The sequence below is a fragment of the Fictibacillus sp. NPDC058756 genome (assembly GCF_042746035.1).
In the GTDB taxonomy this organism is placed as follows: Bacteria; Bacillota; Bacilli; order Bacillales; family Fictibacillaceae; genus Fictibacillus.
In genome coordinates this window covers 1-18,416 of the sequence record NZ_JBHYPU010000007.1, presented here as the reverse complement: position 1 = coordinate 18,416, position 18,416 = coordinate 1, and the positions used below count along the sequence as shown (strand labels likewise).

At 40.5% G+C, this 18,416-nt stretch carries 18 protein-coding genes, 1 tRNA gene, 2 rRNA genes, 1 other RNA gene, 1 riboswitch and 1 other annotated feature; of the genes, 18 read left to right on the top strand and 4 right to left on the bottom strand.

The window, feature by feature from the left end; genetic code table 11:
* Positions 1 to 79, top strand: a 5S ribosomal RNA gene (gene rrf / locus ACFW35_RS19850); the annotation flags it as partial.
* Positions 80 to 389: 310 nt separating this feature from the next.
* Here rrf and ACFW35_RS19785 read toward each other — a convergent pair.
* Positions 390 to 1,328: a YaaC family protein gene (locus ACFW35_RS19785; RefSeq protein ID WP_379848325.1), complete on the bottom strand. Its 939-nt coding sequence runs from the start codon at positions 1,326 to 1,328 to the stop codon at positions 390 to 392.
* A 170-nt stretch (positions 1,329 to 1,498) separates the two neighbouring features.
* On the opposite strand from ACFW35_RS19785, the gene guaB reads away from it, so the two are divergent.
* The 9 genes from guaB (at position 1,499) to ACFW35_RS19740 (ending at position 10,895) form a co-directional block, all read left to right on the top strand.
* Complete coding sequence (guaB, locus tag ACFW35_RS19780; RefSeq protein ID WP_379848323.1) at positions 1,499 to 2,956, top strand: IMP dehydrogenase; 1,458 nt, start codon at positions 1,499 to 1,501, stop codon at positions 2,954 to 2,956.
* A gap of 79 nt (positions 2,957 to 3,035) precedes the next feature.
* Complete coding sequence (locus ACFW35_RS19775) at positions 3,036 to 4,394, top strand: D-alanyl-D-alanine carboxypeptidase family protein (protein ID WP_379848321.1); 1,359 nt, start codon at positions 3,036 to 3,038, stop codon at positions 4,392 to 4,394.
* 168 nt (positions 4,395 to 4,562) lie between these two features.
* Positions 4,563 to 5,447: a pyridoxal 5'-phosphate synthase lyase subunit PdxS gene (pdxS, locus tag ACFW35_RS19770; protein WP_379848319.1), complete on the top strand. Its 885-nt coding sequence runs from the start codon at positions 4,563 to 4,565 to the stop codon at positions 5,445 to 5,447.
* Positions 5,448 to 5,451: 4 nt separating this feature from the next.
* Complete coding sequence (gene pdxT / locus ACFW35_RS19765; protein WP_379848317.1) at positions 5,452 to 6,036, top strand: pyridoxal 5'-phosphate synthase glutaminase subunit PdxT; 585 nt, start codon at positions 5,452 to 5,454, stop codon at positions 6,034 to 6,036.
* A 37-nt stretch (positions 6,037 to 6,073) separates the two neighbouring features.
* Positions 6,074 to 6,291, top strand: a binding site (T-box leader).
* Between the two features lie 71 nt (positions 6,292 to 6,362).
* Positions 6,363 to 7,637, top strand: coding sequence for a serine--tRNA ligase (gene serS / locus ACFW35_RS19760; RefSeq protein ID WP_379848315.1), 1,275 nt, complete (start codon positions 6,363 to 6,365; stop codon positions 7,635 to 7,637).
* A 277-nt stretch (positions 7,638 to 7,914) separates the two neighbouring features.
* A tRNA-Ser gene (locus tag ACFW35_RS19755) sits at positions 7,915 to 8,007 on the top strand.
* Positions 8,008 to 8,220: 213 nt separating this feature from the next.
* A riboswitch (SAM riboswitch) is annotated at positions 8,221 to 8,328 on the top strand.
* A gap of 67 nt (positions 8,329 to 8,395) precedes the next feature.
* Positions 8,396 to 9,409: a methionine ABC transporter ATP-binding protein gene (locus tag ACFW35_RS19750; protein WP_379848313.1), complete on the top strand. Its 1,014-nt coding sequence runs from the start codon at positions 8,396 to 8,398 to the stop codon at positions 9,407 to 9,409.
* Positions 9,402 to 10,064 (top strand): methionine ABC transporter permease, encoded by a 663-nt coding sequence (locus tag ACFW35_RS19745; RefSeq protein ID WP_379848311.1) that lies wholly within the window; start codon positions 9,402 to 9,404, stop codon positions 10,062 to 10,064. The genes ACFW35_RS19750 and ACFW35_RS19745 overlap by 8 nt, the downstream gene beginning before the upstream one ends.
* Before the next feature lie 15 nt (positions 10,065 to 10,079).
* Entirely contained in the window at positions 10,080 to 10,895 is an 816-nt protein-coding gene (locus ACFW35_RS19740; RefSeq protein ID WP_379848309.1) for a MetQ/NlpA family ABC transporter substrate-binding protein, read from the top strand.
* A 670-nt stretch (positions 10,896 to 11,565) separates the two neighbouring features.
* Here the strand turns inward: ACFW35_RS19740 and ACFW35_RS19735 are convergent.
* The 3 genes from ACFW35_RS19735 to ACFW35_RS19725 all read right to left on the bottom strand — a co-directional run bounded on the left by ACFW35_RS19735 (position 11,566) and on the right by ACFW35_RS19725 (position 13,592).
* Positions 11,566 to 12,234, bottom strand: a complete 669-nt coding sequence (locus ACFW35_RS19735) for a deoxynucleoside kinase (protein WP_379848307.1) — start codon at positions 12,232 to 12,234, stop codon at positions 11,566 to 11,568.
* A complete protein-coding gene (locus ACFW35_RS19730; protein WP_379837987.1) occupies positions 12,231 to 12,872 on the bottom strand; it encodes a deoxynucleoside kinase in 642 nt (213 codons plus the stop codon). The genes ACFW35_RS19735 and ACFW35_RS19730 overlap by 4 nt, the downstream gene beginning before the upstream one ends.
* A 117-nt stretch (positions 12,873 to 12,989) precedes the next feature.
* The gene (locus ACFW35_RS19725) at positions 12,990 to 13,592 is read right to left on the bottom strand and encodes an isochorismatase family cysteine hydrolase (protein ID WP_379848305.1); all 603 of its coding nucleotides are present in this window, start codon (positions 13,590 to 13,592) and stop codon (positions 12,990 to 12,992) included.
* A gap of 302 nt (positions 13,593 to 13,894) precedes the next feature.
* Between ACFW35_RS19725 and tadA the strand changes: the two genes are divergently transcribed.
* From tadA to ACFW35_RS19685, 8 genes are all read left to right on the top strand, one after another.
* Entirely contained in the window at positions 13,895 to 14,395 is a 501-nt protein-coding gene (tadA, locus tag ACFW35_RS19720) for a tRNA adenosine(34) deaminase TadA (protein WP_379848303.1), read from the top strand.
* 86 nt (positions 14,396 to 14,481) lie between these two features.
* An RNA gene (gene ffs, locus ACFW35_RS19715) (signal recognition particle sRNA large type) lies at positions 14,482 to 14,745 on the top strand.
* 105 nt (positions 14,746 to 14,850) lie between these two features.
* Entirely contained in the window at positions 14,851 to 16,563 is a 1,713-nt protein-coding gene (dnaX, locus tag ACFW35_RS19710; RefSeq protein WP_379848301.1) for a DNA polymerase III subunit gamma/tau, read from the top strand.
* A gap of 11 nt (positions 16,564 to 16,574) precedes the next feature.
* The gene (locus ACFW35_RS19705; protein WP_379848299.1) at positions 16,575 to 16,892 is read left to right on the top strand and encodes a YbaB/EbfC family nucleoid-associated protein; all 318 of its coding nucleotides are present in this window, start codon (positions 16,575 to 16,577) and stop codon (positions 16,890 to 16,892) included.
* Between the two features lie 9 nt (positions 16,893 to 16,901).
* Positions 16,902 to 17,498: a recombination mediator RecR gene (gene recR, locus ACFW35_RS19700; RefSeq protein WP_379848297.1), complete on the top strand. Its 597-nt coding sequence runs from the start codon at positions 16,902 to 16,904 to the stop codon at positions 17,496 to 17,498.
* Positions 17,499 to 17,515: 17 nt separating this feature from the next.
* Positions 17,516 to 17,740 carry a YaaL family protein gene (locus ACFW35_RS19695; protein ID WP_379837997.1) on the top strand — a complete coding sequence of 75 codons (225 nt, stop codon included), beginning with the start codon at positions 17,516 to 17,518 and terminating at the stop codon, positions 17,738 to 17,740.
* Between the two features lie 78 nt (positions 17,741 to 17,818).
* Entirely contained in the window at positions 17,819 to 18,085 is a 267-nt protein-coding gene (locus tag ACFW35_RS19690) for a pro-sigmaK processing inhibitor BofA family protein (RefSeq protein ID WP_379848295.1), read from the top strand.
* 258 nt (positions 18,086 to 18,343) lie between these two features.
* Positions 18,344 to 18,416: ribosomal RNA gene (locus tag ACFW35_RS19685) — 16S ribosomal RNA — on the top strand; the annotation flags it as partial.

Here is an 18,416-nt window from a genome sequence, read left to right as displayed (position 1 = left end):
TACCGAACACGGAAGTTAAGCTCTTCAGCGCCGATGGTAGTTGGGGGTCTCCCCCTGTTAGAGTAGGACGTCGCTAGGCAATGAGGAAGATGGATAAAGATCCATCTTCTTTTTTTGTGTTAAAAAGAAAGAATCAAAGGGATTTTGAAGCAATGAAGGGTGCTCTAGCAGCATCATTTAATCATGCTGTTTTATGGATTTTTCTTATAACGATAATAGCGGATGCTTTTTTTCAAGTTGAACCGAATTATCATTTATTATTCAATTTAACCTTTAAATCAGTAATGTTCATTTCTAATTTCACTGTATTATTCATCACACGGAAAATTAAATCTTCCCAAAAGACCAACCAGGCATAATTTGCACTGGTTGGTTTCTTCTTCTTATAATTAAGGTATATCCATGGTATGGAGTAATTGGCCAAATAGATAGGGGATTTTCTGAGCTGTTACGTTTAGGAATTGATTAATAAAAGGCAGCTCATGTGAGGTATAGGTGTGGAACAGTTCACTCCACCATTCTGTATCATAACGGCTAATCATACTTAAGTTATAGAGAAGAACATAATGAACCATCAATTCATTGAGAACTGGCATTTGCAATAATTCACGATCAACAGGAAAGTAATAGGTGTTTTCTGCAAAGTGATAATTTAGAGGAAAACAATTGAATGGGTGCAGATTATCTTTTATAACTATTTGATAATTATTTGCATCAATCAACTCAATAATCATATTAGAAGAAAAAATACCATTCATATATTCCGCAAACCTTTCATCCGACATATGCAATAAGTCAGCAGCTTCGCCAGATAATGAAAAGGTATTATTCACATTTTTGTTCATTCTAATTTGATAAAATGAACCTGTCATTTGTTTAAATAAAGGCCCTAATTCTGGCAATGTTTTAAGAAGATGGTTCATCATAAACTTTTCGCCTTCGATGTGTTTCATGTGAAACATTTTTTCGCAAAAATGATTAAACAGACCTGTTTTTTGTACTTTTACCTCATCATTAAAAAATTCATAGCTCCGTTTTTTTCTCTTTCTTGTAGATAATCCATGAGCCAAGACGGAACTCGAATCGGGATATTCAGGATCCTTGCATAATATACAAGCCTTCATCAACTGAGTCATTCCATAAAATAGAAGAACAGGCTTAAGTTCTGCAGGAGCTTGATCCGCAAGCTTGTAATATTTTTTTCCGTGTTCAATATAGTAAATAAATCCATAAGTATTATCAAAGCTTTTTCCGTTGCTATCCTGCAAATTTATTTTTTCATATTGTTTTGCTAGAAATTGCTGTGTTTTTTGAGAGGAAAAGAACATATCAAACAAAGACCATACATCTTGCCTCAATACCACGGGTTATTTTCCTCCTGTAATTTAAATTATTTGAAAAATCGAACATATCGTGTATTCCTTGACACTAGTTTACCCAGTTGATAATCTACAAATAATATTTTTCTGGATTAAAAATTTGAAGGGGTGGGTTCGGCATGTGGCAAGATAAATTTGCTAAAGAAGGATTAACGTTTGATGATGTGTTATTAATTCCTGCGAAATCTTCAGTTCTTCCTAATGAGGTTTCAATTAAAACAAGGTTATCTGATTCTGTGAAATTAAATATTCCGATTATAAGTGCTGGGATGGATACTGTAACGGAATCGAACATGGCGATTGCAATGGCGCGTCAAGGCGGCCTTGGAATTATTCATAAGAATATGTCGATTGAAGAACAGGCTGAACAAGTCGACCGTGTAAAACGTTCTGAGAGTGGTGTAATCACAAATCCGTTCTATTTAACGCCAGAACACCAAGTTTTTGATGCGGAGCACTTAATGGGTAAATACCGTATTAGCGGTGTACCGATTGTAGATGCTGATAAAAAACTGGTAGGTATACTTACAAACCGTGACTTACGTTTCGTTCAGGATTATTCCATTAAGATCTCAGATGTAATGACGAAGGAGAACTTAGTAACTGCTCCTGTAGGTACTACTTTAAAAGAAGCGGAGAAAACTCTTCAGCAATATAAAATTGAAAAACTTCCTTTAGTTGATGAAGATGGTACACTTCAAGGTTTGATCACAATTAAGGATATTGAAAAGGTAATCGAATTCCCTAACTCTGCAAAAGATTCTCAAGGACGTCTCTTAGTAGGTGCTGCAGTCGGAGTTACAAAGGATGCACTGCTGCGTGTTGAGAAGCTGGTTGAAGCAGGTGTTGATGCAATCGTTATTGATACAGCGCACGGACATTCAGAAGGTGTTTTGCAAAAAGTAGCTGAAGTTAGATCTGCTTATCCGAATTTAACGATTATTGCAGGAAACGTAGCAACAGCAGAAGCAACACGTGATCTTATCGAAGCAGGAGCAAGCGTTGTAAAAGTAGGAATCGGTCCTGGTTCAATCTGTACGACTCGTGTTGTTGCAGGTGTAGGTGTACCACAAGTTACAGCGGTATACGATTGTGCTACTGAAGCGAAGAAATACGGTGTGCCGATTATAGCGGACGGCGGCATCAAGTATTCAGGAGATATAGTAAAAGCACTTGCTGCAGGCGGACATGCAGTAATGCTTGGCAGCATGCTTGCTGGGGTATCAGAGAGTCCAGGAGAGCGTGAAATCTTCCAAGGGCGCCAGTTTAAGGTATATCGCGGAATGGGCTCTGTTGGTGCGATGGAACGCGGCAGCAGTGATCGATATTTCCAGGAAAATAATAAAAAGCTTGTTCCAGAAGGCATCGAGGGGCGCGTGCCGTACAAAGGTCCTCTTGCAGATACCGTATATCAGCTTATTGGAGGCATTCGTTCAGGAATGGGGTATTGTGGAACGGCAACGATCGAGGAACTTCAAAATGATTCCCGTTTTGTAAAAATTACAGGAGCTGGACTTCGCGAGAGTCATCCGCATCAAGTACAAATTACTAAAGAAGCACCAAATTATTCGGTCTAAAGGCACATTTTTAGGACAGAGGGCTAACCTCTGTCTATTTTTTTGAAAAGGTGTATGGTACAATAATTTTTGTGTGTAAATGGGTTTGGAGGTGCAGTTTTTGAACAGCAAGATAAAACAACTTTTAGTGTTAACATTGATTTTTTCGTTTTTTGCAACGAGTTTATTAGGATTTTCAAATTCAGCAAGTGCAGCACCGTCTTTAGATGTGAAAGCTGAGGCTGCTATATTGGTAGATGGTGATACGGGGAAAATATTATATCAGAAAAATGTTGATATGATGCTTCCTCCAGCAAGTATGACCAAAATGATGACTGAATACTTATTGTTAGAATCAATCAAGAAAAATAAAATTTCATGGGATCAAAAAACGCGTATCACTGAACACGCCCATAAGATCTCACAAAATCGCGGACTGTCTAACGTACCATTAAGAGTAGACGAGCAGTACACTGTTCGTGAGTTATATGAAGCTATGGCTATTTACTCTGCAAACGGAGCGACGATTGCGTTAGCAGAATTAATTTCTGGTTCTGAAGCTGAATTCGTTAAAAAAATGAATGCTAAAGCAAAAGAATTAGGCTTAAAAGATTATCATTTTGTAAACTCCACTGGTTTGAACAACAAAGATTTAATGGGTCAGCACGCAGCTGGAGATGCAAATGAAGAGAATATGATGAGTGCCCGTTCAACCGCAATTCTTGCTTTCCGTTTGATCAATGATTATCCGGAAGTCTTAGAAACAGCAAGTATCCCTGTGAAAAATTTCCGTGAAGGTACTGACGATGAAATTGAAATGGATAACTGGAACTGGATGCTTCCTGAGCTTGTTTATGGATATGAGGGTGTAGACGGTTTGAAAACAGGATCTACGGATCTTGCTGGTTTTGCATTTACAGGTACGATTAAAAAAGGTGATACACGTCTCTTGTCTGTTGTTATGAAAACCAACAGCTATAAAGCACGTTTTGATGAAACAAAAAAGCTATTTGACTACGGATTTGATAACTTCGAAAAAGCAGAGATCTTACCTGGTAATTATCAGATGAAAGATCAAAAAACTCTTCCTGTCGTAAAAGGGAAAGAGAAAGAAGTTAAAGTTTCAACGAAAGAGCCTCTTTCTCTTGTTATTAAACGAGGGGAAAAAGAGAACTACAAACCTAAATTTGTAATAGATAAGAAAAAAATCAATAAAGATGGTGAATTAACTGCCCCTGTTAAAAAGGGAGATGTTGTAGGCCATCTCAATATCGAGTACAAAGGTAAAGGCGAAGATTACGGTTACCTGCTTGATGGAGATACAAAAGGAAAGACAGAAGTTGTTACAACAAAATCTGTTGAAAAAGCAAACTGGTTCGTTCTTGCGTTAAGAGGTGTCGGAAGCTTCTTTGGCGGAATCTGGTCCGGAACTGTGGACATGATTAAAGGTTTGTTTTAATTTCATTAATATTTACAAGCTCTTCAGCCCATGCTGAGGAGCTTTTTTCTGAAAATAGAGAGTCTTGCGCTTTTTATGAATTGCGATAAAATAGATGAGGATACTAGTTTTATTTTAATAGAACCGATTAAATCGGTTATACCACATATAATCAGGGGGTAGTGGAGCATGTTAAAAACAGGTACTGAACGTGTAAAAAGAGGAATGGCAGAAATGCAAAAAGGCGGCGTCATTATGGACGTTATTAACGCTGAGCAAGCACGTATTGCCGAAGAAGCTGGTGCAGTAGCAGTAATGGCATTAGAGCGAGTCCCTTCAGATATTCGTGCAGCAGGCGGGGTAGCACGTATGGCTGATCCAACAATTGTAGAAGAAGTTTTAAATGCTGTATCTATTCCTGTGATGGCAAAGGCGCGTATCGGACATATTGTTGAAGCACGCGTGCTTGAAGCAATGGGTGTTGACTACATCGATGAGAGTGAAGTGTTAACACCTGCAGATGAAGTTTTCCACTTGTTGAAAAGTGATTACACTGTACCTTTCGTATGCGGCGCACGTGATCTTGGAGAAGCATCTCGCCGTATTGGTGAAGGTGCATCAATGCTTCGTACAAAAGGTGAGCCTGGAACAGGAAACATCGTTGAAGCCGTTCGTCACATGAGAATGATTCAAGGACAAATCCGCAAAGTTGTTGCAATGAACGAAGATGAGCTAATGACTGAAGCTAAGAACTTAGGTGCTCCATTTGAAGTACTTCTTCAAATCAAAAAAGCAGGCAAGTTACCTGTAGTTAACTTTGCAGCAGGGGGTATCGCTACACCAGCTGATGCAGCACTCATGATGCAGCTTGGTGCAGACGGCGTATTCGTAGGATCTGGAATCTTCAAATCTGAGAACCCAGAAAAGTTTGCTCGTGCAATCGTTGAAGCAACTACACACTATCAAGATTACAAATTAATCGCTGAACTTTCAAAAGGTCTTGGTACTCCTATGAAAGGCATCGAAATCTCTACACTGGCTCAAGGTGAACGCATGCAGGAGCGAGGCTGGTAATTACATGCTGAAAATCGGAGTTCTTGCTTTACAAGGAGCAGTACAGGAGCATGTTAAAGCCATAAAAGCTTCTGGAGCTCAAGCTATAGCGGTAAAACGTGTAGAAGAGCTTGAGGATCTTGATGGCTTGGTAATGCCAGGCGGTGAAAGTACAGCGATGAGACGATTGATCGATAAATATCTATTCCTTGAACCGTTAAAGGAATTTGCAAAAAACAAGCCTATATTTGGTACTTGTGCAGGATTAATTTTGATGGCAAAAAGAATTCAGGGTCAGGACACAGCTCATCTGGAGCTGATCGACATGACAGTTGAACGCAACGCGTTTGGCCGCCAAGTTGACAGCTTTGAAGCTGATCTTATGATTCACGGAGTCGGTGAAGATTTTACAGGCGTATTCATACGAGCACCGTTCATCGTTGAAGTAGGTCCTGAAGTTGAAATACTTTCAAAGCATAACGACCGAATCGTTGCAGCCAAACAAGGTCATTTCTTATGTGCAGCTTTCCATCCGGAATTGACGGACGACCACCGTTTACATCAGTATTTTGTAAAAATGGTGCAATCCAACAAAGAAGTAGTTGCATAAAATAGAAAAATGCTGTACATTACTATAAAATCATCATAAAAAATCAATGACAGGAACTAGTAGCAAAAATGACTTTGTTTAGAGAGTCGGTGGCTGGTGAAAACCGATCAAAGTGTTTTGTGAATCCATCCTCGAGTGAAGAGCCGAAGGTAAGTAAGCTTTTCCGGTAAAGAACCGTTATACTTAAATGAGCCGGCAGTAGGCATAGTTCTATTGCAATCAGGGTGGCAACGCGGGTTAACTCTCGTCCCTGTTTCTAATGTGATCATTAGGAGCAGGGGCGGGAGTTTTTTGATTTTTTATAACGAATAAAGGAGGAAATAAGTATGTTGGATTTAAAATTTGTCCGTGCTAATTTTGAAGAAGTGAAACAAAAACTGTCTGCAAGAGGGGAAGACCTTTCTGGTTTGGATCAGTTTGAAGCACTCGATCAGCGCCGCCGTGAATTAATCGGTGAAACGGAGGCTTTAAAGTCTAAGCGTAATGAGGTATCTAAACAGGTAGCAGAATTCAAGCGTGAGAAAAAAGACGCTGACCAACTTATTACTGAGATGCGTGAAGTAGGAGATAAAATTAAGACGATTGATGATGAACTTCGCCAAGTAGAAGAAGATCTTCACGGAATTATGCTGACGCTGCCTAACATACCGCATGAAAGTGTCCCTGTTGGAGAAACAGAAGATGATAACGTACCGATTCGCCACTGGGGGGATGTACCAGAGTTTTCTTTTGAAGCAAAAGCACACTGGGATATCGCAACTGACTTGAACATTGTTGATTTTGAACGAGGAGCAAAGGTAACAGGAAGCCGTTTCGCATTTTATAAAGGTCTTGGGGCACGTTTAGAGCGTGCACTGATCAACTTTATGATGGACCTTCATGAAGACGAACACGGGTATACAGAGGTTCTGCCTCCATACATGGTTAATCGTCAAAGTATGACAGGAACTGGGCAGCTTCCTAAGTTTGAAGAAGACGCATTTAAGATTCGTGAAGAGGATTATTTCCTGATTCCAACATCAGAAGTACCTGTAACAAATATGCACCGTGAAGAAATTCTAACAGCTGATGAGCTTCCAATTACGTATGCAGCATACAGCGCGTGCTTCCGTTCTGAAGCGGGGTCTGCAGGACGTGACACTCGTGGTTTAATACGTCAGCATCAGTTTAATAAGGTAGAGCTAGTACGCTTTGTTAAGCCTGAAGATTCTTACGATGAGCTTGAAAAGCTAACAGGTCATGCTGAAAAAGTACTGCAGTTTCTAAACCTTCCATACCGTGTACTAAGCATGTGTACGGCTGATCTCGGATTTACAGCTGCTAAAAAGTACGATATCGAAGTATACCTTCCAAGCTACGGTGAATACCGCGAGATCTCTTCTTGCTCTAACTTTGAAGATTTTCAAGCGCGCCGTGCTCAAATTCGTTTCCGCAGAGAAGCGAAAGGCAAGCCAGAATTGGTTCATACGCTAAACGGATCTGGATTAGCGATCGGACGAACAGTAGCAGCAATTTTAGAGAACTACCAGCAAGAAGATGGAACGGTTATCATTCCGGAAGTACTTCGTCCATACATGGGCAATAAAGAAGTAATCAAGTAAACCAAAAGGGGCTGTCCCAAAAGTAAGTAAACTTACTTTTGGCAGCCCAAATTTTTTATTTTACAAATAAAAAATAAATAATGTCCCCAATTCCAGCTATCATTTCGAGGATTTTCGGCGATAAGGCTCACCTTACCCCTCGTGGAAAGCGATCACCTGGAGTGGAAATCAACCTCTTGTAATAGCGATAAAGTTGCGAAAAAAGATTTTATTTTTTTATAAAATTACGTTGACACTATATTTACTCACATGTTATTATAGTTCTTGTCAGTCACGCGGAGGTATACCCAAGTCCGGCTGAAGGGATCGGTCTTGAAAACCGACAGGGGTTTAACGACCCGCGGGGGTTCGAATCCCTCTACCTCCTCCATATACATATTCAACCTCATCTGAGCTTATCAGATGAGGTTTTTTGTTGTTTCTAGTCATTGATCAGCGGCGAATCTCTTAGTTCACTGTAAAAAAATTTTTCCTTATCCTATATGACATGTAAGCGCTAACACTTTAAAGTAGTAAAAAATGTTATTGACAGAACTTTTCGACAGGTAGTAATATGTCAATTATAACTTAATCAAATAATCAACACTTATTAAGAGAGACTGAGGGATCAGGCCCAATGACGTCCGGCAACCTCCATTATGGAACGGTGCTACTTCCTGCAGAATGATTCATTCATTCTGGAAGATAAGTCGATGTATGTCTATTCGCCCTCTTCCATTGAATGAAGAGGGCTTTTTATATTGAAGGAGGACAGAAATATGATTGAAGTGCGTGATGTAACGAAAATATATTCCGCTAAAGGAAAAGACATTGTTGGGGTCAAGAATGTTTCACTCACGATAGAAAAGGGTGAGATATTCGGAATTGTTGGCTACAGCGGTGCTGGCAAAAGCTCTCTCCTCCGTTGCTTAAATTTATTAGAGAAGCCAACATCAGGCGAAATTTTAATCGACGGTGTCTCCATTACGAAATTATCTAAAAAAGAACTTCGGGAAGAACGGCTAAAAATAGGAATGATCTTTCAGCATTTTTATCTTATTAGTGCAAAAACCGTATATGAAAATATCGCATTTGCGTTAAAAGCTGCGGGAAAAAAGAAAGATGAAATTAATCATAAGACTCTTGAACTATTACAGATGGTGGGGTTAGAAAATCAAAAGAATCAGTATCCGGCTCAGCTGAGCGGCGGACAAAAGCAGCGGGTCGGAATTGCACGGGCACTTGCCAACGATCCAAAAGTTTTGCTTTGTGATGAAGCTACTTCTGCACTCGATCCAAATACAACAAAAGCTATTCTTTCGCTTCTGCAATCCATCAATAAAAAGCTTGGCATCACAATTGTCCTTATCACACATGAGATGGAAGTCGTAAAAGAGATCTGTCACAGGATGTCAGTGATGCAGGATGGAGAAATCATCGAGACAGGTGATGTTTATAACTTATTTGCACATCCGGAGAAAGAGTTAACGAAAACGTTTATTAGCAGTGTTATACAGATGAACCTTCCTGAACCGCTCTTAAAGGGACGTAAAGGAGTGGTGATTAAGATTCATTTTAAAGGCGCGATAGCAGAAGAAGCAGTCGTTTCTGAACTCTTCCAAAACTTTAAGGTAAAAGGAAATATTCTTCACGGAAAGATTGAATACATCCAGGAGACGCCGCTCGGGATTTTCATTATGGAACTGATAGGTGAAGAGGCGGAAGTTAAGCGTGCCATCGCTTACATTAAAGACCGAATCGACAATTTAGAGGTGGTGAAACAAGTTGCTTGATTCTTTGTACAGCATCCTGCCAGATTTGAATAAAGCATTTTTTGAAACGTTATACATGGTCGCGATATCTTTAGGTGTTTCTCTGATAGTAGGCCTTCCATTAGGAGTAGCCCTGTTTGTTACAGACAAAGGTTTAATGTTTGAAAACGTCTGGATTAAACAAATTGCAGGTATTTTAGTAAATCTGATCCGATCAGTACCTTTTATCATTCTTCTCGTAGCTCTGCTGCCTTTAACTCAGCTGATTACGGGTACGACGATCGGTCCAACTGCAGCGTCAGTATCACTGTCTGTAGCCGCTATTCCATTCTTCGCACGTTTAGTCGAAACCTCATTAAGGGAGATCGATAAAGGTGTGATTGAAGCGGCAGTTGCCGTAGGAGCAACGCCATGGATGATCATCCGAGAAGTGCTGCTTCCTGAAGCGAAACCTGGGATCGTTCAAGCGATTACTGTCACAGCAATAAGCTTATTAGGCTACTCTGCAATGGCAGGTATTGTAGGGGGCGGAGGAATCGGTGACTTTGCGATTCGATTCGGCTATTACAGATACGACAACACAATCATGTTTACAACGGTTGTTCTGCTGATTGTCATTGTGCAGCTTTTGCAGGTCATTGGTGACGGAGTAGCTCGAGCGGTAAATAAAAGATAAAAAAGGGGATTCAATATGAAAAAAATAATACTTACACTATTCACTGCTATTGCTGTACTGGCTTTAGCTGCTTGCTCTTCCACATCAGGGGCATCAAAAGATAAGGAAGTTACCCTTGGAGCAACTGCTGGTCCTTACACAGATATGGTAAACAAAGCGATTAAACCCTCTTTAGAGAAAAAAGGCTATAAAGTAAAGGTTGTTGAATTCAGCGATTATATCCAGCCAAACTTAGCGCTTTCTAAAGGTGACCTCGATGCAAACCTTTTTCAGCATAAAGTGTATATGGAAAACTTCGCAAAAGAAAAGAATCTTAAGCTTTCTGAAGTCATAATTGTTCCTACAGCCCCAATGGGACTGTATTCTAATAAGTTTAAATCGATAGAAGAGATAAAAGAAGGAAGCACGCTTGCGATTCCTAATGATCCTGTGAACTTAGCACGAACGTTAATCATGCTTGAAGATGCTGGACTTATTACGATAAAAGAAAACATCAATCAGCTGACCGCGTCCGAAAAAGATATTAAAGACAATCCGAAAAACTTAAACTTTAAACCGTTAGAGGGAGCCCAGCTTCCGCGTGCCGTACAAAGTGCGGATGTTGCTGCAGTACCAGGAAACTTCGCGCTCGCTGCAAAAATGGATCTCCTGGACGCGCTTCAGCTTGAAAATATGCCTGATACGTATCGAAATCGTGTAGTCGTTAATACGAAAGATCTTGAATCGGCATTTGCAAAAGATATAAAAGAAGTAGTGGAATCCAAAGAATTTGAAGAAGTAATCGATAAAGAGTTCAAAGGCTTCGGCAAGCCTGAATGGATGAAAAAATAAGTGGTTGCTTCTACTTCATGATGCTCGCATTCTTTGGAGCGGGTGGTGAACCTCCTCGGCGCGACTTAGCCAATTGAGGTGATTGTTTTTTAAAGAAGAAATATATGAATATACGATGAAAATGAACCGGCTCTAATCAAAAAGAGCCGGTTTTTCATTTTTTATTGAAAATTTGCCCCTTATGACACGTATTTTCAAATGTTAAGGCGTGGTGTAATCGTGTAGTTTCAATCGTTGGGGCGGAAGTAGGGATGCACCGGGCGAAACGAGGTGCAAATGGGGTTGAAAACAGAGTTCATTGGGCGAAACGAGGTCAAGTTGGGGCGAACGTGTAACAGATAAAAGAACACGTACCGTAAAGTCCAAACTATCAGCCGTTTACATTCAAAACGCTTTTATAATAAAAAATACAGCCCCGTGTCAACTTAATGACTTACGGGGCTTTTTATGCTCTTCTCTAAATTGTTGCTTTTGGCTTTAGTTCATTCTCTTCACTGACAAGTTGATTGGAGTGCAAGGTGCGAGACTCCTGCGGGATTAGCGGGACAGGTGAGACCCCGGCAGGCTTGATTAGCCTAGGGGGCTCACCGCACGCCCCGCGGAAAGCGAGCAACCTGAAACGGAAATCAACCACTTCCAAAAGCAACAAAGCTTGCGAAAATAACATACTTTATAAGCGAACTTCTCTTTTTGCTTCAATCTTTTGTGCGATTTTTACTACGATATGATCGATCGATTCAGGGTTTTCACGAAGATCATAGTCGTTAATGTTTACACGGAGTACCGGACATGAGTTAAAAGATGCGATCCACTTTTCATAGCGGTCGTACATTTCTTCCCAATACGATACAGGTGTCTCTTGCTCCATTTTGCGTCCTCGTTTTTGAATACGAGCTAAAATGTCATCTAAAGAACCTTCCAGATAAATCAAACAATCCGGTTGAGGGAAGTAAGGTGTCATCACCATTGCTTCAAACAGGTGGGTATATGTTTCATAGTCCACCTCGGACATATTCCCTTTATCATAATGCATGCGGGCAAAAATGCCTGTATCTTCATAGATGGAACGATCCTGAACAAATCCTCCGCCATAATCAAACATTCTTTTTTGCTCTTTAAATCGTTCAGCTAAAAAGAAAATTTGCAGATGAAAGCTCCATCGTTTGAAATCATGATAAAAATTTTCTAAGTATGGATTGTTGTCGACCTTCTCCATAGATGTACGGAAATTTAATTTATTTGCAAGAGCGTTGGTAAATGTTGATTTACCTGCACCAACCATTCCTGCTACTGTAATTACAGCATCATTTGGAATGCCGTATTGGATAAGCTTGTTCATTTTGCAACTTCTCCTTTTTTCAAAGTTGCATCTATTAAGGATAAGATTTTCTCTTTATCCGTTTCATACGCAACAAAATCTAACTCGTCTCCATTGAAAGTCAGCACCGGAATTTCAGGATGCTGTCTTTTAAAGGCTGACATGAATGTATCATAGTCAGCAGCAAGCTGTTCTAAGTATGCAGGCTCCATGTTTTGTTCAATAAACCGCCCGCGCTTTCTAACGCGTTCTAACAATGTATCAAGGCTGGCATTTAAGTATATGATCATGTTCGGTACAGGCATATCTTCTGTTAAGATATCAAAGCACTGCATGTATTTATTGTAATGACGGTCTTTTAGCGTACGACCGGCAAAGATTCTGTTCTTAAAAATATGATAATCGGAAACGACAGGTGTTTGTTTTGCTAAATATTGATCTTGAATATCTTCAAGCTGTTTGTACCTGTTGCAAAGAAAGAACATCTCGGTTTGAAAACTCCACTCATCGATGTCGTCGTAAAATTTTCCGAGAAAAGGATTCTCTTCTACAATTTCCTCTAATAATTGAAATTTAAAGTGCTCTGCAATGGCTTTTGCCAGTGATGTTTTCCCTACGCCAATCGGCCCTTCAACTGCGATAAAGGGGGTTGAACTCATCTTCCTTTTCCTCCCTTTCTGTTAACAAAACGAAAAATTACAGACAAAGAATATTGTAGCATACGTTTGGAAAAGGTGGATAGATTATCGTTAAAATTAATCGATAATAACAACTTCTTAGTAAATTTTCCTTTGTTTACTTTTATTAGCTTGCTCGATCATAGCAGATAGATCCAATTCTTCACTAGGACTGATATCTGCATCGAGTGTTTTTTCCATTAATATTAACGCTCTTTCATTGTCTTCTTCTATATTAGATGCTGAACAATCAGCTGGTGCATATATATCGAATCCGCGCATATAGGCGTCATTTGCTGTAAAGAGGACACAAATATTTCCTGCAACACCGCATATAATCAGTGTTTGCACTTTAAGATCATTTAATAAAGTTGATAAAGGCGTTGAAAAAAATCCAGAGTGCTTTGGTTTTATTACAAAATAGTCGTCATCGTCAGGCTGCAGCTTTTTTACGAACTCCCCGCCATCTTGTTCCATACAGTACTCGACGAGTTTTTGTTTATCGGACTGCCATTGTCCAAAATTATCGTTTACATAAATAACAGGTATACCTTCTTTTTTGGCCTGCTTTTTTAGATTGGATATTTTTTCTGCAATAGGAGCAGATGTTTTTAATAAAAGAGGAGCTTCAGGAAAATTAAAGTCATTGATTACGTCAATAATAAGCATGGCGACAGGGATCTTGTTTTCATTCTGAGTCATAGATGTCCCTCTCCTTTGTTTTTTTAGAAGGTAGTTGATTTCCGTTACAGGATGCTCGCTTTCCGCGGGGCGGGCGGTGAGCCTTGATTTTATTTGGGGCGAGGAAGTATTTGTGCTCCTGCGTCTACAAGACCATTCTTACGAAGCGGGCTTCCTCGTCGCATGCCATGCGAGAAGTATACTCACGTGGTAGCACGCACCTTGCACTCCAATCAATACCTTATTGAAAAGATTCCTTTCTTTATTATTTACAAAACCTCTTGTATAATCTCTAACAACTAAAACTTTGGAGCGGGACGATAATGGAGATATTAGAAAAAGATGAGTATTTCATGGAACTTGCATTAAAAGAAGCGAAGAAAGCGGCTGAAATCGGTGAAGTCCCGATTGGTGCTGTATTAGTTAATGGGGAAGAGATTATTTCAAGGGCTCACAATTTGCGCGAAGTCGAACAAAGAGCCGTCGCCCATGCGGAATTATTAGCGATCGATAAAGCTTGTAAAGAAACTGGCGCCTGGAGACTCGAAGGGATGACGCTATATGTTACGCTGGAACCATGTGCGATGTGTTCAGGTGCTATCGTTCTCTCGAGAGTGAACAGAGTCGTATACGGAGCAAGAGATTCAAAAGGGGGCTGTGCAGGTACATTGATGAACCTTTTACAGGAAGACCGCTTCAACCATCAATGTGAAGTAGTCTCAGGTGTAAAAGAAGAAGCATGCCGTGAGATTCTTTCAACCTTTTTTAAAAAACTCCGAGATCGCAAAAGGAAAGAAAAGGAAGGGCGAAAGAAAGAGCTTTAAGGCTTGTACGGTTGATTTTTAATGACAGGCATAGTATACTAAATCTTGCACATTTGATTGTGCATCTAACATTGTTATACACTTTGTCGCGCTAGATGGGGAGGTAGCGGTGCCCTGTACTCGCAATCCGCTGTAGCGAGGTTGAATTCCTCTCCTCGGTTAGTTCAACGTATGGCCGACGGACGTAAGTGGTGTTGATGTCCGGGTCCTGCGCAACGGAGACCCATGAACCCTGTCAGGTCCGGAAGGAAGCAGCAGTAAGTGGATCACTTCGTGTGCCGTGGGGCAACCTGGACTGAGCTAACTGCGTCTGTACGCATAGGTTGACTATTCCAAAGAGAGGTGCGCGGCATTCTAATATATAAACAATAACTCATCCTTGTCTCAGGGGTGAGTTTTTTGTAATGTTTCAGTATAATGAAGAGAGAATGAAGTGATTTTAGGGAGGCAAAGGGATGAGTTATCAGGCACTCTACCGTGTATGGAGACCGCAAAGCTTTGAAGATGTGGTCGGGCAGGAACACATTACGAAAACGATTCAAAACGCCTTGATGCAGGACAAGCTTTCCCATGCCTACCTGTTTTCAGGACCACGTGGAACGGGAAAAACAAGTATAGCCAAAATTATTGCAAAAGCCGTTAACTGTGAGCGTGCTCCAGTGTCAGAGCCTTGTAATGAATGTGATGTGTGCCGCGGTATAACGAATGGAACCATTTCTGATGTGCTCGAAATCGATGCCGCGTCAAATACAGGGGTAGATGATATTCGTGACATACGGGACAAGGTAAAGTTCGCTCCTTCATCGGTAACGTACAAAGTCTATATTATTGATGAAGTACATATGCTATCCACTGGAGCATTTAACGCTTTATTAAAAACACTGGAAGAACCGCCGAGTCATGTTATTTTTATCCTTGCAACAACAGAGCCGCACAAAATTCCTGCTACCATCGTTTCAAGATGCCAGCGTTTTGATCTCAAGAGAATATCATCTCAGTCGATCATTGGCCGTATGAAGAAGGTTGTCAATGCTAACGGAACTGAAGTGGAAGAAGAAGCGCTGCAGCTTCTGGCACGCGCTGCTGAGGGCGGTATGCGTGATGCATTAAGTTTGCTAGATCAGGCAATCTCATACAGTGATGAGAAGGTACGGGTTGAGGACGTTCTAGCTGTAACAGGATCAGCTTCCCAAATACATCTGTCTGATATGGCAGAAGCTTTTTTAGAAAAAGACGTATCGAAGGCTTTAACGATATCATCAGATCTTTTACAAGAAGGAAAGGATCCTGTCCGTTTCTTAGGAGACCTGATCTATTACTATAGAGATATGCTTCTGTATAAAGCAGCGCCGCAGCTTGAAGAGCTATTGGAGCGGGTTTCAACAGATGAATCATTTGAACATCTGGCATCATCGACTGAAACGGAAAGTATTTATTCGATCATCAGCCAGTTGAACCAGGCTCAGCAAGAGATGAAATGGACTAACCATCCAACGATCTTTTTAGAAACAACGTTCATTAAAATATGTTATCAAAAACAAGAAGGTGGTTCCGCACAGACGGAGAATCCTTCAGTTGAACCTCTTTTGCAGAGAATTGAACAGCTTGAGCAGGAATTGACTAAGATGAAGCAGGGCGGATGGACTCAAAGCGGCTCTTCTGGTTCTTCCGAGCAGGATGCACCTAAAGAAAAAAGAGTGATTCGTACACAAGGCGGAGCTTCACATGGTCAAGTAAAAGAGATGCTGAAAAAAGCAAAAAAACCAAACCTTGTGCAATTAAAAGGCATGTGGGGCGAAATTTTAGATAAGATCCGCTCGGAAAAAGTAAGTGCCTATGCATTGCTGTCTGGAGCAGAACCAGTAGCATGTTCCGATCAATTATTCCTGCTTTCTTTTCAGCATGAAATTCATAGGCAGATGGCTTCACAAGATAACAACAGAAGCTATGTTGAAGGGGCAGTTTATAGTACAATAGGAAAGAACCTGTCCATGCTGTCCATTTTGGATCCGGAATGGCAGAAACTAAAAGCTGAATTCATTAAAGAACAACAGCAAGGCCAACCGTCTGCTGAAGAGCAGGAAACAAAAGATGATCCACTTATTACAGAAGCGATCAAGTTGGTTGGCGATGATTTAATTGAGATAAAAGAAGAAGAGAACGAATAAGGAGGAGTTTTATGATGAAAGGCAACATGAACAATATGATGAAACAAATGCAAAAAATGCAGCGTGATATGGCAAAGGCTCAAGAGGAGTTAAAAGATAAAGTAATCGAAGGTACTGCTGGCGGCGGAATGGTTACGGTTAAAGCTAACGGCCACAAAGAGATCATTGATATTGTAATTAAAGAGGAAGTTGTAGACCCGGATGATATTGATATGCTTCAAGACCTTGTGTTAGCGGCTACGAACGATGCGCTTAAGAAAGTAGACGAAATGGTTTCACAAGACATGGGCAAATTCACTAAAGGGCTAAATATTCCTGGTTTATTCTAGGAGTTATTCATGCATTATCCTGAACCGATATCAAAACTGATTGAAAGCTTTATGAAATTGCCGGGCATCGGACCGAAAACGGCGGTTCGCCTGGCATTTTTCGTATTGGAAATGAAAGATGATGACGTTCTCGACTTTGGCCGTGCGCTGGTCAATGCAAAACGGCAGCTTATCTATTGTTCCAATTGTTTTCATATTACTGACCGTGATCCTTGTATGATCTGCGATGATTCGAGCAGAGACCGTTCGACTATTTGTGTCGTACATGATTCTAAAGACGTAATCGCAATGGAAAAAATGAAAGAATACCGAGGCCTTTATCACGTTCTTCACGGGGCGATCTCTCCTATGGATGGTGTCGGACCTGAAGACATTAAAATCGCTGAGCTCTTAAAACGTTTAACAGACGAAGGAGTTCAGGAGATTATCATGGCTACCGATCCAAATATAGAAGGAGAAGCAACGGCTATGTATATGGCGCGGCTTCTAAAACCCACAGGTATTAAAATTACCCGTATCGCTCATGGACTCCCAGTTGGCGGGGACTTAGAATACGCGGACGAAGTCACACTATCCAAAGCGCTTGAAGGCAGAAGAGAAATTTAACTAAAGGGGTTTGCTACATGTTTTTTTCCCGTAAAGGGCGCTTGAAGCGGTCCGGAGATCAACAGTTGCTCCAAAGTCTTGATGAATTAAAAACAGAATGGATGCATCAGAAAGAAATGGTGGAACGCAGTGTCGAACCATCAGAAGAAGTGATTTTTAAACTTCAATTAGCAGAATCTAAATATTTCTTCTTATTAAAAGAAGCTAAAAAAAGAAATGTAACGACCAGCAGATTAAAATAACTGCTGGTCTTTTTTATGGACAACTCCCATACAATGACTAGTAAATAAAACTGAATGTATGTATAGGAGGTTTAAACAGTGGAGCCTATTACTGTAATCGCGATACTTGGAACTATCATCTTCGTTCTCTTGCTCGCCGGTGCTCCAATGCGCCCTTTAAGGTGGCTTGGATTTGGAATCACACGTTTTTGTATTGGGGCGTTGCTTCTTTTCCTATTAAATGCGATCGGCAATTCCTACGATATACACATTCCAATCAATATGTTCACATCACTAATATCAGGAATAGCAGGCTTGCCAGGATTAGCATCACTAGTCGCGATCGAGTTTTTCATTCTAGGATAGAATTCACCATAAAAGGTAATGCCGTTGATCGGTCCAGAGGCTGGTACATAAGCCTTCTGGGCTTTTTTTATTAAAATCGAAAATAATTTCAAAATAGCTATTGACCCTGCTTGTGAAGCGTGATATATTATTAAAGTCGCCAAAACGAGCGGCGCACTAAACGAGTTTTACAACAAGTTCTTTGAAAACTGAACAAAAGCAAAGGTAAGGAATTAAGAATTAATTCCGTCAGTAACAAATGAGAGCAAGTCAAACACTTTTATGGAGAGTTTGATCCTGGCTCAGGATGAACGCTGGCGGCGTGCCTAATACATGCAAGTCGAGCGAATGA

Coding starts and splice junctions, on each gene's coding strand:
- ACFW35_RS19785 (WP_379848325.1), bottom strand. CDS start 1,328: ATGTTCTTTTCCTCTCAAAAAACACAGCAATTTCTAGCAAAACAATAT.
- guaB (WP_379848323.1), top strand. CDS start 1,499: ATGTGGCAAGATAAATTTGCTAAAGAAGGATTAACGTTTGATGATGTG.
- ACFW35_RS19775 (WP_379848321.1), top strand. CDS start 3,036: ATGGGTTTGGAGGTGCAGTTTTTGAACAGCAAGATAAAACAACTTTTA.
- pdxS (WP_379848319.1), top strand. CDS start 4,563: ATGTTAAAAACAGGTACTGAACGTGTAAAAAGAGGAATGGCAGAAATG.
- pdxT (WP_379848317.1), top strand. CDS start 5,452: ATGCTGAAAATCGGAGTTCTTGCTTTACAAGGAGCAGTACAGGAGCAT.
- serS (WP_379848315.1), top strand. CDS start 6,363: ATGTTGGATTTAAAATTTGTCCGTGCTAATTTTGAAGAAGTGAAACAA.
- ACFW35_RS19750 (WP_379848313.1), top strand. CDS start 8,396: ATGATTGAAGTGCGTGATGTAACGAAAATATATTCCGCTAAAGGAAAA.
- ACFW35_RS19740 (WP_379848309.1), top strand. CDS start 10,080: ATGAAAAAAATAATACTTACACTATTCACTGCTATTGCTGTACTGGCT.
- ACFW35_RS19735 (WP_379848307.1), bottom strand. CDS start 12,234: ATGAACAAGCTTATCCAATACGGCATTCCAAATGATGCTGTAATTACA.
- ACFW35_RS19730 (WP_379837987.1), bottom strand. CDS start 12,872: ATGAGTTCAACCCCCTTTATCGCAGTTGAAGGGCCGATTGGCGTAGGG.
- ACFW35_RS19725 (WP_379848305.1), bottom strand. CDS start 13,592: ATGACTCAGAATGAAAACAAGATCCCTGTCGCCATGCTTATTATTGAC.
- tadA (WP_379848303.1), top strand. CDS start 13,895: ATGGAGATATTAGAAAAAGATGAGTATTTCATGGAACTTGCATTAAAA.
- dnaX (WP_379848301.1), top strand. CDS start 14,851: ATGAGTTATCAGGCACTCTACCGTGTATGGAGACCGCAAAGCTTTGAA.
- ACFW35_RS19705 (WP_379848299.1), top strand. CDS start 16,575: ATGATGAAAGGCAACATGAACAATATGATGAAACAAATGCAAAAAATG.
- recR (WP_379848297.1), top strand. CDS start 16,902: ATGCATTATCCTGAACCGATATCAAAACTGATTGAAAGCTTTATGAAA.
- ACFW35_RS19695 (WP_379837997.1), top strand. CDS start 17,516: ATGTTTTTTTCCCGTAAAGGGCGCTTGAAGCGGTCCGGAGATCAACAG.